The sequence below is a fragment of the Actinophytocola sp. genome, assembly GCF_045807065.1.
In the GTDB taxonomy this organism is placed as follows: domain Bacteria; phylum Actinomycetota; class Actinomycetes; order Mycobacteriales; family Pseudonocardiaceae; genus Actinophytocola.
The window spans coordinates 1-12,429 of sequence record NZ_JBJMIE010000047.1 but is presented as its reverse complement, the minus strand read 5'-3'; the positions used below and the strand labels follow the sequence as shown (position 1 = coordinate 12,429).

Genomic DNA, 12,429 nt, shown 5'->3' with positions numbered 1-12,429 from the left:
GACCGCGGGGTCGCTCCGCAGGTGCGCCGGCACGGTGGTGGCGCAGACCACGGTCATGCCGAACGCGCGGGCCAGCGGCACCACCGCGCGTGCCGAAGCCCCGTAGCCGATGAGTCCGAGGGTGGCGCCGCGCAGTTCGTGTCCGTCCTCGCGTGGCCAGGCTCCCCGGGCCACGCCGTGCGCGGACTGGACGAGGCGGCGGGCCCCCGCGAGCAGCAGACCGATGGTGTACTCGGCCACGGCGTTGGCGTTGATGCCCGGCAGGTTGCTCACGGTGATCCCCAGCCGGGCGGCGGCGGTGACGTCGATGGAGTCGTAGCCGACGCCGGTGCGCACGATGACGCGCAGCCGTGGCGCGCGGGCGAGGACGTCCGCCGTCAGCGGTTCGTTGGCCACCAACGCCGCGTCGATCCCGGCGAGCGCGGCCACGAGCTGCTCGGGGTCGCGCCGACCGACCATGGGCAGGTGCATGGTCGCCAGCCCGGAACGTCTCAGGAACTCGTCGACCTCGTCGCCCGGGCGGAGGTAGTCCGAGGTGATCAGCACGCGGGTCGCCGTCACAGCACGCGTCCGGCGGACGGCCGTCGTTGCAGAGCGTTGACGCGCGCGACCGCCAGCACGGCGAAGGCCGCGATGATCGCCACGTGGATCAGCAGCAGCGACCAGCTCGTCAGGTCGACCATGCCGCCGACCACCGCCGGCCCGAGGAAGCCGCCACTCACCCAGCCGACGGTGTAGAGCCCGGTGTAGGTGCCGACCACGCGGGCGGACGGGGCGAGGTTCCACAGCACGACGACCGCGTTGACCAGGAAGGCGGACGCACCCGCGGTCGCCACGCAGAGGCCGATGACGGCGCCGGCGGGCGTCCGCACCACGGTGCCGAGCACCATGCCGGCCGCGAACACCGTCATCCCGACCATCATCACCCGCAGTCGCCCGAAGCGTTCGGCGAGCCTCGCCACCGGGTAGGCGGCCACGATGAAGGCCACCCCGCTGGGCAGGGTCAGCCCGCCGGCCTCGCCGCGGGACATGTTCAGCACCTCCATGCCGTACGGCGTGACGAGCGCCCGCGAAGCGGCCCACGCGCCGCCGAACAGCAGGATGGACACGATGACCAGCAACCGGCTGCGGTCGGTGTCCCGGACGATCTCGAGCACCGTGTCCCGTACCCGCCCGCCGGTCGCCGCGGTGCCGTGATGTTCGCGATCCTCGTCGACCGCGGTCTGGTAAGCCGGTGACCGGTTGTCCCGTACCTTCGCGGCGAGCACGGCCAAGGACGTCACCATCAGGATCGCGGGAATCGCGAACGACAGCTTCGGATGCTGGTCGATCAGGAAGATGCTGATCAGTGCCGCGACCATCACCGTGAGACTCGCGGCGATCTTGACGACCGCGTTGGCACGGCTGCGCCGCTCGGGTGGGATGAAGTCGGGGAGCAGGGACTCCGCGATCGGCTTGAACGAGTTCGCGACCAGCGCGTAGCTGAACATCACCAGGATCAGCAGCGGCAACGAGGCCGCGACGTGCGGGATGGTGAGGAACAGCAGCGCCGCCAGCGGCATGCCGACGACGAGGTAGGGAATGCGCCTGCCCCACGAGGTGCGGGTGTGGTCCGACCGGTTGCCCATCCACGGCTGGATGAAGATGCCGAGCAGGTTGTCCATCCCCATCAGCAGACCGACGAGCGCGGCACTGCCGACGTGCTCGCGGAGCAACGGCGGAACCTGCGAGTCGTAGAGGTTCCACGTCGACTCCTGCGCGAAGACCGCCAGGGATACGAAGAACGTGATCCGCCCCGTTCGGGCGCGCTGCGTGCTCGACGTCGTTGTCATTCGGCACCTTCCAGGTCACCCCCATCGGCGTGGCGGTCGCAACGGTACTTTTGCTATAGCAAGAAGGTCAAGTGTTTCATAGAGTCTTGCTATGGCGGATAGAGTGGTGCCATGGCGAGTGAGACGTTGAAGGGCCTGACCGCCGACACGCTGGCCGACCGCGCGTACCGGGCCATCCGCGACGCGGTCACGACCGGCGAGCTACGGCCGGGCCAGAAGGTCACCGAACGCGGGCTCGCCGAGCGGCTGTCGGTGAGCCCGACGCCGGTGCGCGAGGCCATCCGGCGCCTCGAGCAGGACGGTCTCCTCGAACGGACCGGACCGCGGACGGTGCAGGTGGTGGCGTTCGGGGACGCCGCGATACAGGACCTCGCCGAGGTCGAGGTGGCCCTTCGCGGGATGGTGGCCCGCTTCGCCGCGCGGCACGCGTCCCCGGCCCAGCTGGACCACCTCGACGCCATCCTCGACGAGGCGGATGACCTGCTGATCGTCATCAAGCAACGGCAGAGGACCGGGCAGGAGGTGTCCCGGCACCTCGACCGGCTGCTCGACGCCATGCAACGCTTCAACGAGGTCGTCGAGTCGTGCGCCCACAACCCGGTCCTCGTGCGCCTGCTCGGCCAGACCCGGGTGTTCTCCGCGCGGGAACGGCGAGCCAGGCTGCTCGAACGGATCGGCAGGAACGACAGGTTCGGCCTGGACCGCTACGGGAGCCATCGGGCGCTCGTGCGGGCACTGCGGGCGGGTGACTCCGCGACGGCCGAGTCGCTCGTCATCGACGACGTCCGTGGTGGGCTGGGAGATCTGCTCGCCGCACCCACGACCCCGGTCTCCGTCACCCGATCCTGATCGTCACCGCTCGGCACCGTCACCGCTCGGTACCGTCACTGCTCCACGTCGACGAGGAGTGTCAGGTCGTCGTCGACCCGGATACGGCACTCCGGCCCGAAGCAGCACGAGGACTCGCGTTCGGTGAACACCGCCGGCCCCGCGATCTCCGTTCCCGGTCGCAGCCGGCTCCGGTCCCACACCGTGGCCGCGAGCCAGCCGTGGCCGGGGAGCCAGACGTCACGGACACCGCGTCGCGGGTCGCCGGCGACGGGTGCGCATCCCAGCGAGACGTCGTGACCGGGCAGCCCCGCCGAGAGCCGCCAGTTGACGACTTCCGCGGGTCCGTCGAGCAGGCGCCCGAACGTCGCCCGGTAGGTCTCCTCGAAGGCGTGCCGGAGGCCGCCGGCGGCCGCCGGCCCGAGGTCCCCGTCCGGTAGCTCGACCTCGATCTCGAACCCCTGCCCCAGGTACCGCATGTCCACCGAGCGTCGGGTGCGCACGACGTCCGTGCTGTCCGGGGCCAGGACCGCGCCGGCACGTGCGGCCATCTCGTCGTAGGCGGCGGCGACGCGATCCCAGTCGATCTCGGTCAGCGCCGACGGCAGGCTGTGCGCCTGGTCGACTGTGGCGGGGGCGACGAGGAACCCGTGGGCGGACATGACGCCCGCGCGCATCGGCACGACTATCCGGGTGATCTTCAGCTGCTTCGCCAGGCCGTAGGCGTGCACGGGGCCGGCGCCGCCGAACGCCACGAGCGCGAAGTCGGCGGGGTCCCGGCCGTGCTCGGAGAGGTGCATCCGGGCGGCGGCCGCCATGCTGGCCGTGGCCACCTCGACGATGCCCGCGGCGGCACCGACCGTGTCGAGGCCGAGTGGCTCGGCCACCTCCTGGTCCAGCGCCTTGCGGACCTCGGTCGTCCGCAGCCGCATCTCACCGCCGAGGAAGGCGGCCGGATCGAGGTGGCCGAGCACGAGATCGGCGTCCGTGACGGTCGGCTGCTCCCCGCCCCGGCCGTAGGCGACGGGCCCGGGGACGGACCCGGCGCTGCGCGGGCCGACCTTGAGCAACCCCAGTGGGTCGGGCGCGGCGACCGACCCGCCGCCGGAGCCGATCTCGATCATGTCGACGACCGTCAGCCTCACCGGCAGCCCCGAGCCCGGCTTGAACGCCTCGACGCGACCCGCCTCGAAGTCGTGCCTGCGCCGCGGCGCACCGCCGCTCACGATCGCGATCTTGGCCGTGGTGCCGCCCATGTCGAACGAGATGACGTCCGGTTCACCCAGCCGGCGCGCCACGCTGGCCGCGGCGATCACGCCTGCCGCCGGGCCGGACTCGAGCAGCCGGAAGGGGAACTCCTTCGCGTCGTCCACGGTCGTGACCCCGCCCCCGGAGAGCATGACGTGCAGGAGCGCGTCGATGCCCATGGCGAGCAGGTCGTCGCGCAGCGCGTCGAGATAGCGCGTCATCCGCGGCCGCACGTAGGCGTTGAGGCATGCCGTGCTCGCTCGCTCGTACTCGCCGATGACGGGCGCGACCGCGCTGGAGATGGTGACCGGCAGTTCCGGGTGGGCGCGGGCGAGCAGCTCCTGGACCCGCCGTTCGTGCCTGTCGTCGCGGTAGGCGTGCAGCATGGCCACGGCCACCGCCTCGACCCCCTGCTCCAGGAGCTGACCAGCCTGTGCCAGCACGTCGTCGGAGTCCAGCGGCTCCAGTTCGGTGCCGTCGGCGGCGATGCGGCCGCGCACGCCACGGCACAGGTGCCGGGGAACCAGCGGGTCGGCCGGCCGGGCGAGCAGGTCGCTGGTGTCGAACCTGATCTCGCGGCCCATCTCCAGGATGTCGGCGAAACCGTTCGTGGTGAGCAGCCCCACGACGGCGCCGGTGCGCTCGAGCAGCGTGTTGGTCACCAGTGTCGTGCCGTGCACGATCCCGGCGACCTCGTGCGCCGGCGTGCCGGTCTCCGCCAGCAGGCGCGCGATGCCCACCGTGATGGCCTCGTTGGGCGCGTGTGGGGTGGTGGGCAGCTTGCCCGGCCAGGTCAGGCCGCGCACCGGGTCGTGGAGCAGCAGGTCGGTGAACGTGCCGCCGACGTCCACGCCGATCCGGACGGTACGGCTCATGGCTGGGGCTCCTCTCCCGGTTCCGCGGTCACCACAGGGGCGACGTAACCGCCGACCTGGTCGGCCACGACCAGGTCCGGCTCCCGGTCCTGCGGGGCGCCGAACCCCGCGCCGCCCGCGAAGGAGATGACGACGGAGGCACCGGGGGCCAGCCGCGAGATCGACTTCAGCGGCACGCGCTCCCCGGTGTCGAGCACCGCCCGCGCCGTCGCCCCCGGCTCCCCGCCGGCCAGTCCGAGGGCCGGGTGGTGTTCGCGGTCGCCGAGCAGCACCATCTGGACGGGAGAGGACGTCGGGTTGTGCACCTCGACGTCCTGCCCCAGGCCGCCGCGGCGGCGCCCGCGACCGCCCGAGCCCGGCCGCAGCTCCTTGCGCACGAACCGCAGCGGCGACGCGACCTCGAGGGCCTCGACGCTGCCACTGCCGGAGTTGGTGGGGAACGCGGTCGTCGACAGGCCGTCCTTCTCCCGGGACGCGCCCATCCCGGCGTTGGCGAAGAGCATCTGCGCGAAGGGGCGGCCCGCGTCGTCGACGCCGGCGAACCGGACGCGGAGCGCGGGCGCTCCCCCGCTGTCGGCGATGACCCGGTCGGGCAGCACCGGCGCGAGCGCCCGGTAGATCGCGCACGACAGCAGGTGTCCGGTCAGGTGCCGCGCGACGACGGGCGCGGGGAACGTGGGGTTGACGATCGTGCCCGCCGGCGCGGACACGCTGATGGCCTGGTAGGAACCCCAGTTCGTCCGCGTGGCCGGGTCCAGCAGGATCTTCAGCGGGTACACCGAGTAGGCGCGCGTGTAGTTCAGGGTGGAGTTCGTCGAGAACGGCACCTGCGCCGAGGTCCCGCCGTAGTCGATCGCGATCCGGTCACCGCGCACCGTGACGGCGCACTCGATGTGGGTCGGGTGCCCCTCGACGCCGTCGGCGTCCACACTCGCCCGGTACACGCCGTCCGGCAGCTCGCGGATCGCGGCCCGCATCGCGGCGTCGGTCATCGCGTGCACCTCGGCGGCGAACCCCGCGAAGTCCGGCTCGCCGAAGTCGTCGAGGAACTCCCGCGCGCGCCGCCGGCACACCGCGTGGGCGGCGGCCTGCGCCTCCAGGTCACCCCAGAGCTGGTCGGGGAGGCGGACGTTGGCCAACAGGAGGTCCCGGACCCCGTGCTCGACCCGGCCGGCCCGGTACAGCCGCAGCGGCGGGATCAGGAGGCCCTCCGAGATCAGCTCGGTGGCGCCCAGCGTCGGGGTGCCGCCGATGTCGGGAGAGTGCGCCGCGGTCCCGGCATAGCCGACGAGCGCGTCCCGGTGGAAGATCGGGGTGATCATGGCGATGTCGGGCAGGTGGCCGGTGGCGATCCACGGGTCGTTGGTGATGACGCAGTCGCCGTCCTGCCAGTCCTGCGCCGGGAACCTGTCCAGCACCAGCACGGTCAGCGAGCTCATCAGCGCCGCGAAGCCGGGGATGCCGGCCCGCGACTCCGCCATGGTGCGGCCCTGCCGGTCCATCAGGACGACGGTGTAGTCGTTGGACTCGCGGATGATGGTCGAGAACGCCGTGCGCAGCATGACCGACGCGGCCTCGTCGGTCGCGGCCGCCAGCCGGTCCCACCGGACCTCCAGCATGACCGGGTCGGACACGGGTGGAGTCATGGTGCCGGGGTCCTTTCCTGGCGGGCGCCCCCGGCGGTGATCTCGGCGGCGATCGCCGTGCCCAGGGCCTCGGTCGTGCCGGGGCCGCCGAGGTCGGGGGTGCGCACGTCCGGTCGCTCGTCGAGCACGGTCTCGATCGCGGCCACGACCCGCGCGGCGGCGGCGGTCTCCCCCAGGTGGTCGAGCATCATGGCGCCGCTCCAGATCTGCCCGACCGGGTTGGCGATCCCACGGCCGGCGATGTCGGGGGCCGAGCCGTGGACGGGCTCGAACAGGCTCGGCCAGGTGCGGTCGGGGTTGATGTTGGCGCTCGGGGCGATCCCGATCGTCCCGGCGCACGCCGGTCCGAGGTCGGAGAGGATGTCGCCGAAGAGGTTGCTGGCGACGACCACGTCGTACCACTCGGGCCGCAGCACGAACTTGGCCGCGAGGATGTCGATGTGGTCGGAGTCCGCGACCACGTCCGGGTACTGCCGCGCCATCGCCGCCGCGCGCTCGTCCCAGTACGGCATGGTGATGGAGATGCCGTTGCTCTTGGTCGCCCACGTCAGGTGCCTGTGGGGACGGGAGTCGGCCAGCTCGAAGGCGTAGCGCAGCACCCGGTCCACCCCGGTCCGGGTCATCACGGTCTCCTGCACCACCGTTTCGCGGTCGGTGCCCTCGAAGATCCGGCCGCCGATGCTGGAGTACTCGCCCTCGGTGTTCTCGCGGACGACGAGGAAGTCGATGTCGCCGGCCTCGTGGTCACGCAGCGGGCTGCGGACTCCGCGCAGCAGCCGAACCGGCCGCAGGTTGACGTACTGGTCGAAGCCCCGCCGGAACTTCAGCAGGCTGCCCCACAGCGACACGTGGTCGGGCACGACCTCGGACCACCCGACCGCGCCGAAGAAGATCGCGTCGAAGCCGCCCAGCACGTCCCGCCAGTCCGGCGGCAGCATCTCGCCGTGCCGCACCCAGTAGTCGGCGCAGGCGAAGTCGAACTCGGCGGTCTCCAGCTCGAAACCATGGGTCTCCGCGGTGGCCCGCAGGCACCGCAGCCCTTCCGGGACGACCTCTCCGCCGATGCCGTCGCCCGGGATGACGGCGATGCGGTAGCGCTGGGGCACGGGGACGCTCCTGTGGACGTTCGGGCACGTCACACCACTGTGGTCCGCGCCAGGCATCGCGACAAGGTCGTCTCGGGCAACCTATCCTTTCGCTCATGGAAAGCGCGACGCGATGAGCACCTCGATCGACGACCTCCACTTCTTCCAGGTGGTCGCCGCCAGCGAGACGCTCACGGCCGCCGCCCGCGAGCTGGACTGCTCACTGCCGGTCGTCAGCAAACGCCTCCGGGCGCTGGAACGCCGGCTCGACGCGCGACTGGTGCGCCGCGGCACGCGCCGGCTCGCGCTGACCTCCGAGGGCGAGGTCTACGCCGCGCGCCTGGAGGCGATCCTCGACCAGGTTCGTGAGCTCGAGGACCTGGTCACGCACGGCTCCGGCGACCTGCGCGGCTCCGTCGTGGTGCAGGCGACGCTCGGCCTCGGACGAGCGCACGTCGCGCCGCTGCTCGGCGAGTTCTCCGCCCTGCACTCCCAGCTGAACATCCAGCTCCGCACGACGGCGCTGCCCCTGCGGCCCCATCGGCGCGAGTTCGACATGGCCGTCCACGTCGGAACACCACCGGACTCCGCACTGCGGATGCGGCGGCTGGCCAGGAACCGCCGGGTGCCCTGCGCGGCACCGTCCTATCTGGACCGCAAGGGCGTGCCCGAACGCGTCGAGGACCTGAGCGACCACGACTGCATCGTGCTCCGGGAGAACGAGGGCGACTTCGCCCTGTGGCGCTTCGGGGACGCCAGGAACCCGCGCCAGATACGCGTGCACGGCCGCCTGTCGAGCAACGACGGCGACGTCGTCACCGACTGGGCGCTGCAGGGGCGCGGGGTGATCATGCGCTCGGAGTGGCAGATCCGGTCCCACCTCGAGAGCGGCGCCCTGGTGCGGGTCCTGCCCGACGTGCCGACGCCGCCCGCCGACATCTACGCCCTGCTCCTCGACGACGTCCACGTGCCCCGACGGATCAGCGAGCTGGTGGCGCATCTCGCGGCGCGGCTACCGGACCGGATCGCCGGCCTTTCCCCTCGGGAAAGGTGACCTTTCCGCTGACGCCGTTGTCCGCTCGTCGCCCCTTTCCTAGATTGCCCATCCGTGGACATCCGCGAGCGCATCGACCCGCAGCTCCGAACGCGCCTCGAGCAGTACCGACAGCTGGTCGGCGTCGACGGGCTGAGTGGTGTCAGGGACATTCCCGAGCGACGCCGCAGACAGGCCGAGTTGACCGCCTCGCGCGGCGCACAGGTCATCCCCGACGACGACGATGTCCACGACCAGGTGATCGCGCACGGCGTGGCGTCCCCGGTGTCGCTGTGGGTGTACCGGCCCCGCGCGACGACCCGGCCGGCGCCCTGCGTCTACTACCTCCACGGCGGTGGACTGGTGGCGGGCAGCGTCGCCGGCGACCACGCCAGGCTCGCCCGGCTCGCCCGGGCGACCGGCTGCGTCGTCGTCGCGGTCGAGTACCGGCTCGCGCCCGAGAACCCCTACCCCGCGGCACTCGACGACTGCTACGGGGGCCTCGTCGGGGTCGCGGACGGGCACCGGGAGCTCGGCATCGACCCGGACCGGATCGCCCTCTACGGCACCAGCGCGGGCGGCTGCCTGGCCGCGGCCGTGGCACTGCTGGCGCGCGACCGCGGCGGGCCTGCCATCGCCCACCAGATGCTCGTGTCCCCCATGTTGGACGACCTGTCGTCGACCCCGTCCACCGTGGTCAACACCGGGTTCGGCGCGTGGAGCCGCGAGGCGAACATCCAGTCCTGGCAGGCGTGGCTCGGCCAGGACTTCGGCACCGACCGGATCTCGCCGTACGCCGCACCGGCCCGCGCACGCGACCTCACGGACCTACCCCCGACCTACCTCGACGTCGGCGACCTGGACCTGCTGCGCGACGAGGCGGTCGACTTCGCGCGCAGGCTGTCCTGGGCCGGCGTCCCCGTCGAGCTGCACGTCTACCCAGGAGGCATCCACGGCGGCGAGAGCCTCGCACCCGACGCCGAGCTGAGCGTGCGAATCCGTGGCTACCGCCAGGACGCGCTCCGCCGAGCACTGCGCGGCGAGCTGTTCTGATACGGAGCGCGGACTCGGCTGCTACGTGCCGGGGCTCGGGGGGCGTCGCGTGGCTACCGCACCGCGCGGTACTTCAACCGGCTCCGGCCCGCGACACCGTCGCCCCTGGCCGACGACCGGGACCTCGCCCGCTGCGTCCACAGCAACGCATCCGTCGGCTCGAACACCCGGCCCACTCCGGAAACGCCGGCGAGGCCATCGACCGGTGAGCGCGTCCACCGACCACTACCCCGTACCTCGCCGCGTCTTCCGAGCCGCACGAGTACCGCTGCCGTGCTCGGTGTCCGAGCCGGCGAGACCGGCGCGCCGCTCCCGGCTTCGGTGATGGTCCGGGGAGCGCCAGCGGGCGGCCGGGTCGCGCATGCCGGCCACGAGCACGCAGGTCGCGACGACCAGAACGCCCGACCACCGCAGGTGAGCCGCGGTCCACTGTGTCCCGGCGCCGACCAGCATCGGCGCCGGTGGGATCGACGCCGCCAGCAGCAGCGCGGCCAGGAGGGCGGGGGTGGTGATGATGCCGGGATGTTCGAAGCCGTGGCGACGGCTCCAGGCCGCCACGGCCCAGATCGCGGCGAGTGCGGCGGCGAGCTCGACCGTGAGGCCGAGGCCGAGCGCCCACCGGTCGCCGGTCGGTGCCGAGGGGAGGAAACGGGCGAGCACAGCCGTCCACAGTGGGACGACGACGGCCGCGGCGGCGCCGATGCGCAGCCAGAGCCGGCGGGCCAGGCTGTACGGGCTGGCCTGCAGGGTGGCCGCCGCGCCGTCATCGAGCACGTACCCGCTACCCAGTGCCAGCAGCAGGCCCAGTACGCGCAGGTCCGCGACGACGTGGTGCGTGTCGCCGCGGCGTGCCGCCAGGAACGCCGCGACGGCGACGGCGGCCGTCGCGAAGGGTGCCAGGCGCAGGCTGCGCACCAGGTGGCCGCTGCGGACGAGTGCCCACGCCACGGACGGTGTCATGGCAGTTGGAGCCGGCCGAGGACCAGGGTGGCGGCCAGGACCGGCGCGCCGACGAGGGCCAGCCGAGGCCACTGTGTGCGATCGCGGTAGACGGCGGCGACGGTGGCGCAGGCGCAGAGCCCGGCCAGGTAGGCGGCATGCAGCCACGGTTCGCCCGGCACCGGCGCCCTACCCTCGAGAGTCCTCTCCGTCGACCACCACATCCACCAGATACCGGAGTCGAACCGCCCGAACAGGACGACACCGCCCAGGGTCGCCGCGACGAACATGATCACTACGCCGCCCGCGAAGGGCAACCAGCGGGCGGCGAGGACGCCGAGCAGCCCGGCGCCGGCGAGGACGAACGGAAGCTGGGCGAGCTCGCCGGCGGTCTGCAGGTCCTCGGGCGGGATGTCGTTGACGCTGTCGATGACGGCCATGGCACCCGCCGCGACGGCGCCGGTCGCGGCCAGTGGGAGCGCGACACCCAGGCTCATCGCCCACGCCCGACGCGTGTCCGTGGTCGGCGTGACACTCAGCATCTCCTCGGCCCGGCCGCGGCGGGCACCGCTGGCGACCAGGTTCGCCGCGAAGAGGACGAGCATGGGCGCGAAGAACGCGACGGCGACGAAGATGGTGCCGTACCAGTAGCCGGCGGTCCGGCCGCCGCTGGCCCCGTCGAGGGCGCTGGTCACGATGACGACGGCGAGTACCAGCCACAGGACGGGATGCCGGGCGAGGCGGCGCGCCTCCCGGCCGATCAGTGGCACCAAGCGGTGCGAAACGGCCGTACCCGGGCCGGCGGTGTCCACAGCTGTCATGAGTGGGTGCCCTCCAACTCGGGTTCGCCCATGAGCAGGAGGTACGCGTCCTCCAGCGTGGGTGGGACCAGCTCGGCGCCCGCGGGCGGGTCGCCGATGTTGCGGTAGGTGCCCTCACCGGTGCGCCACGCCGCGAGTGCGGCGGGCGAGCGCCGCGTGTCCGCCCACACGCGACCCGCGGCCCGCGCGGTCAGCTCGGTGGGGGTACCGACGAACCGGGTCCGGCCCTGGTGGATCACGGCGATTCTGGTGCACAGGGCGGTGATGTCCTCGGTCTGGTGACTGGACAGGACCACCGTGCGGCCCTCGCCGGCGTGGGAGATCATCTCCCGGAACCGCAGCCGCTGCTCGGGATCGAGGCCGACCGTCGGCTCGTCGAGGACGAGCAGGTCGGGATCGCCCAGCATGGCCTGGGCCAACCCGACGCGCCGGCGCATTCCGCCGGAGAGGGCCCGGATCCGCTTCGCGCTGACGGATGCCAGCCCGGTCAGCGCGATGACCCGGCGGACCTCGTCATGCCGGGCCCGCCGCTGGGTCATCTCCTTCAGGATCGCCACGTAGTCGATGAACTCGAAGACCGTGAACCCCCGGTGGAAACCGGCGTCCTGGGGCAGGTAACCGAGGCGTTCGCGGATCCGCGTACGGTCGTCGGGTCGCGACGGGTCGCGACCGAGCAGGGTCACCGTGCCCCGGTCCGGCACCAGCACGGTGGCGATCGTCCGGAGCAGAGTCGTCTTTCCCGCCCCGTTCGGGCCGAGCAGTCCGCTCACCCCAGGACCGGCTTCGAGGTCGACGCTGTCCAGCGCCCTGGTTCGACCGAAGGACTTGGTCACGCCATGCACGCGCACCGTGCTCACGACTGTTCCGCCTCCCCGGAATCACATGTGGTGGTCGCGATGGTGAAGGAGGGTTCTTTTTGGTCAGGCAATTGTGGCTGGCTTGCGTCACGTTCCCCTGAGGTGCGGTTGCGTGGCACTCGGCCTGCTCTCGATCCCGACGTTGATACCCGGATTGTCATGCGCTTCCTCCCAGTTTGATCGTGAAGTTGTCGCGGGTGACGGCGAGCCAG

General features: G+C 72.2%; 11 protein-coding genes. 3 read left to right on the top strand and 8 right to left on the bottom strand.

The window, feature by feature from the left end; genetic code table 11:
* Together ACJ73U_RS02785 and ACJ73U_RS02780 are read right to left on the bottom strand one after the other, a co-directional pair.
* Nucleotides 1-561: NAD(P)-dependent oxidoreductase (locus ACJ73U_RS02785; RefSeq protein WP_407775902.1), on the bottom strand; the 561-nt coding region annotated here is incomplete at its 3' end.
* Nucleotides 558-1,832 carry an MFS transporter gene (locus ACJ73U_RS02780; RefSeq protein WP_407775901.1) on the bottom strand — a complete coding sequence of 425 codons (1,275 nt, stop codon included), beginning with the start codon at nucleotides 1,830-1,832 and terminating at the stop codon, nucleotides 558-560. The genes ACJ73U_RS02785 and ACJ73U_RS02780, both read right to left, overlap by 4 nt.
* 111 nt (nucleotides 1,833-1,943) lie before the next feature.
* Between ACJ73U_RS02780 and ACJ73U_RS02775 the strand changes: the two genes are divergently transcribed.
* On the top strand, nucleotides 1,944-2,681 hold the full coding sequence (locus ACJ73U_RS02775; protein ID WP_407775900.1) for a GntR family transcriptional regulator: 738 nt from the start codon (nucleotides 1,944-1,946) through the stop codon (nucleotides 2,679-2,681).
* 35 nt (nucleotides 2,682-2,716) lie between these two features.
* On the opposite strand, the gene ACJ73U_RS02770 is transcribed toward ACJ73U_RS02775, so the two are convergent.
* From ACJ73U_RS02770 to ACJ73U_RS02760, 3 genes are read right to left on the bottom strand one after another with little or no spacing between them, the layout of a single operon-like run.
* Nucleotides 2,717-4,783 (bottom strand): hydantoinase/oxoprolinase family protein, encoded by a 2,067-nt coding sequence (locus tag ACJ73U_RS02770; protein ID WP_407775899.1) that lies wholly within the window; start codon nucleotides 4,781-4,783, stop codon nucleotides 2,717-2,719.
* Entirely contained in the window at nucleotides 4,780-6,429 is a 1,650-nt protein-coding gene (locus ACJ73U_RS02765) for a hydantoinase B/oxoprolinase family protein (protein WP_407775898.1), read from the bottom strand. The genes ACJ73U_RS02770 and ACJ73U_RS02765 overlap by 4 nt, the downstream gene beginning before the upstream one ends.
* On the bottom strand, nucleotides 6,426-7,535 hold the full coding sequence (locus ACJ73U_RS02760) for a tartrate dehydrogenase (protein WP_407775897.1): 1,110 nt from the start codon (nucleotides 7,533-7,535) through the stop codon (nucleotides 6,426-6,428). The genes ACJ73U_RS02765 and ACJ73U_RS02760 overlap by 4 nt, the downstream gene beginning before the upstream one ends.
* A gap of 112 nt (nucleotides 7,536-7,647) precedes the next feature.
* Between ACJ73U_RS02760 and ACJ73U_RS02755 the strand changes: the two genes are divergently transcribed.
* Both ACJ73U_RS02755 and ACJ73U_RS02750 read left to right on the top strand, forming a co-directional pair.
* Entirely contained in the window at nucleotides 7,648-8,568 is a 921-nt protein-coding gene (locus ACJ73U_RS02755; protein ID WP_407775896.1) for a LysR family transcriptional regulator, read from the top strand.
* A gap of 54 nt (nucleotides 8,569-8,622) precedes the next feature.
* A complete protein-coding gene (locus ACJ73U_RS02750; protein ID WP_407775895.1) occupies nucleotides 8,623-9,600 on the top strand; it encodes an alpha/beta hydrolase in 978 nt (325 codons plus the stop codon).
* 225 nt (nucleotides 9,601-9,825) lie between these two features.
* On the opposite strand, the gene ACJ73U_RS02745 is transcribed toward ACJ73U_RS02750, so the two are convergent.
* From ACJ73U_RS02745 to ACJ73U_RS02735, 3 genes are read right to left on the bottom strand one after another with little or no spacing between them, the layout of a single operon-like run.
* Nucleotides 9,826-10,548 carry a hypothetical protein gene (locus ACJ73U_RS02745; RefSeq protein ID WP_407775894.1) on the bottom strand — a complete coding sequence of 241 codons (723 nt, stop codon included), beginning with the start codon at nucleotides 10,546-10,548 and terminating at the stop codon, nucleotides 9,826-9,828.
* An 8-nt stretch (nucleotides 10,549-10,556) separates the two neighbouring features.
* A complete protein-coding gene (locus ACJ73U_RS02740; RefSeq protein ID WP_407775893.1) occupies nucleotides 10,557-11,360 on the bottom strand; it encodes a hypothetical protein in 804 nt (267 codons plus the stop codon).
* The gene (locus ACJ73U_RS02735) at nucleotides 11,357-12,217 is read right to left on the bottom strand and encodes an ABC transporter ATP-binding protein (protein WP_407775892.1); all 861 of its coding nucleotides are present in this window, start codon (nucleotides 12,215-12,217) and stop codon (nucleotides 11,357-11,359) included. Before ACJ73U_RS02735 ends, ACJ73U_RS02740 begins: the two co-directional genes overlap by 4 nt.
* Nucleotides 12,218-12,429: the final 212 nt, after the last annotated feature.

Coding starts and splice junctions, on each gene's coding strand:
- ACJ73U_RS02780 (WP_407775901.1), bottom strand. CDS start 1,832: ATGACAACGACGTCGAGCACGCAGCGCGCCCGAACGGGGCGGATCACG.
- ACJ73U_RS02775 (WP_407775900.1), top strand. CDS start 1,944: ATGGCGAGTGAGACGTTGAAGGGCCTGACCGCCGACACGCTGGCCGAC.
- ACJ73U_RS02770 (WP_407775899.1), bottom strand. CDS start 4,783: ATGAGCCGTACCGTCCGGATCGGCGTGGACGTCGGCGGCACGTTCACC.
- ACJ73U_RS02765 (WP_407775898.1), bottom strand. CDS start 6,429: ATGACTCCACCCGTGTCCGACCCGGTCATGCTGGAGGTCCGGTGGGAC.
- ACJ73U_RS02755 (WP_407775896.1), top strand. CDS start 7,648: ATGAGCACCTCGATCGACGACCTCCACTTCTTCCAGGTGGTCGCCGCC.
- ACJ73U_RS02740 (WP_407775893.1), bottom strand. CDS start 11,360: ATGACAGCTGTGGACACCGCCGGCCCGGGTACGGCCGTTTCGCACCGC.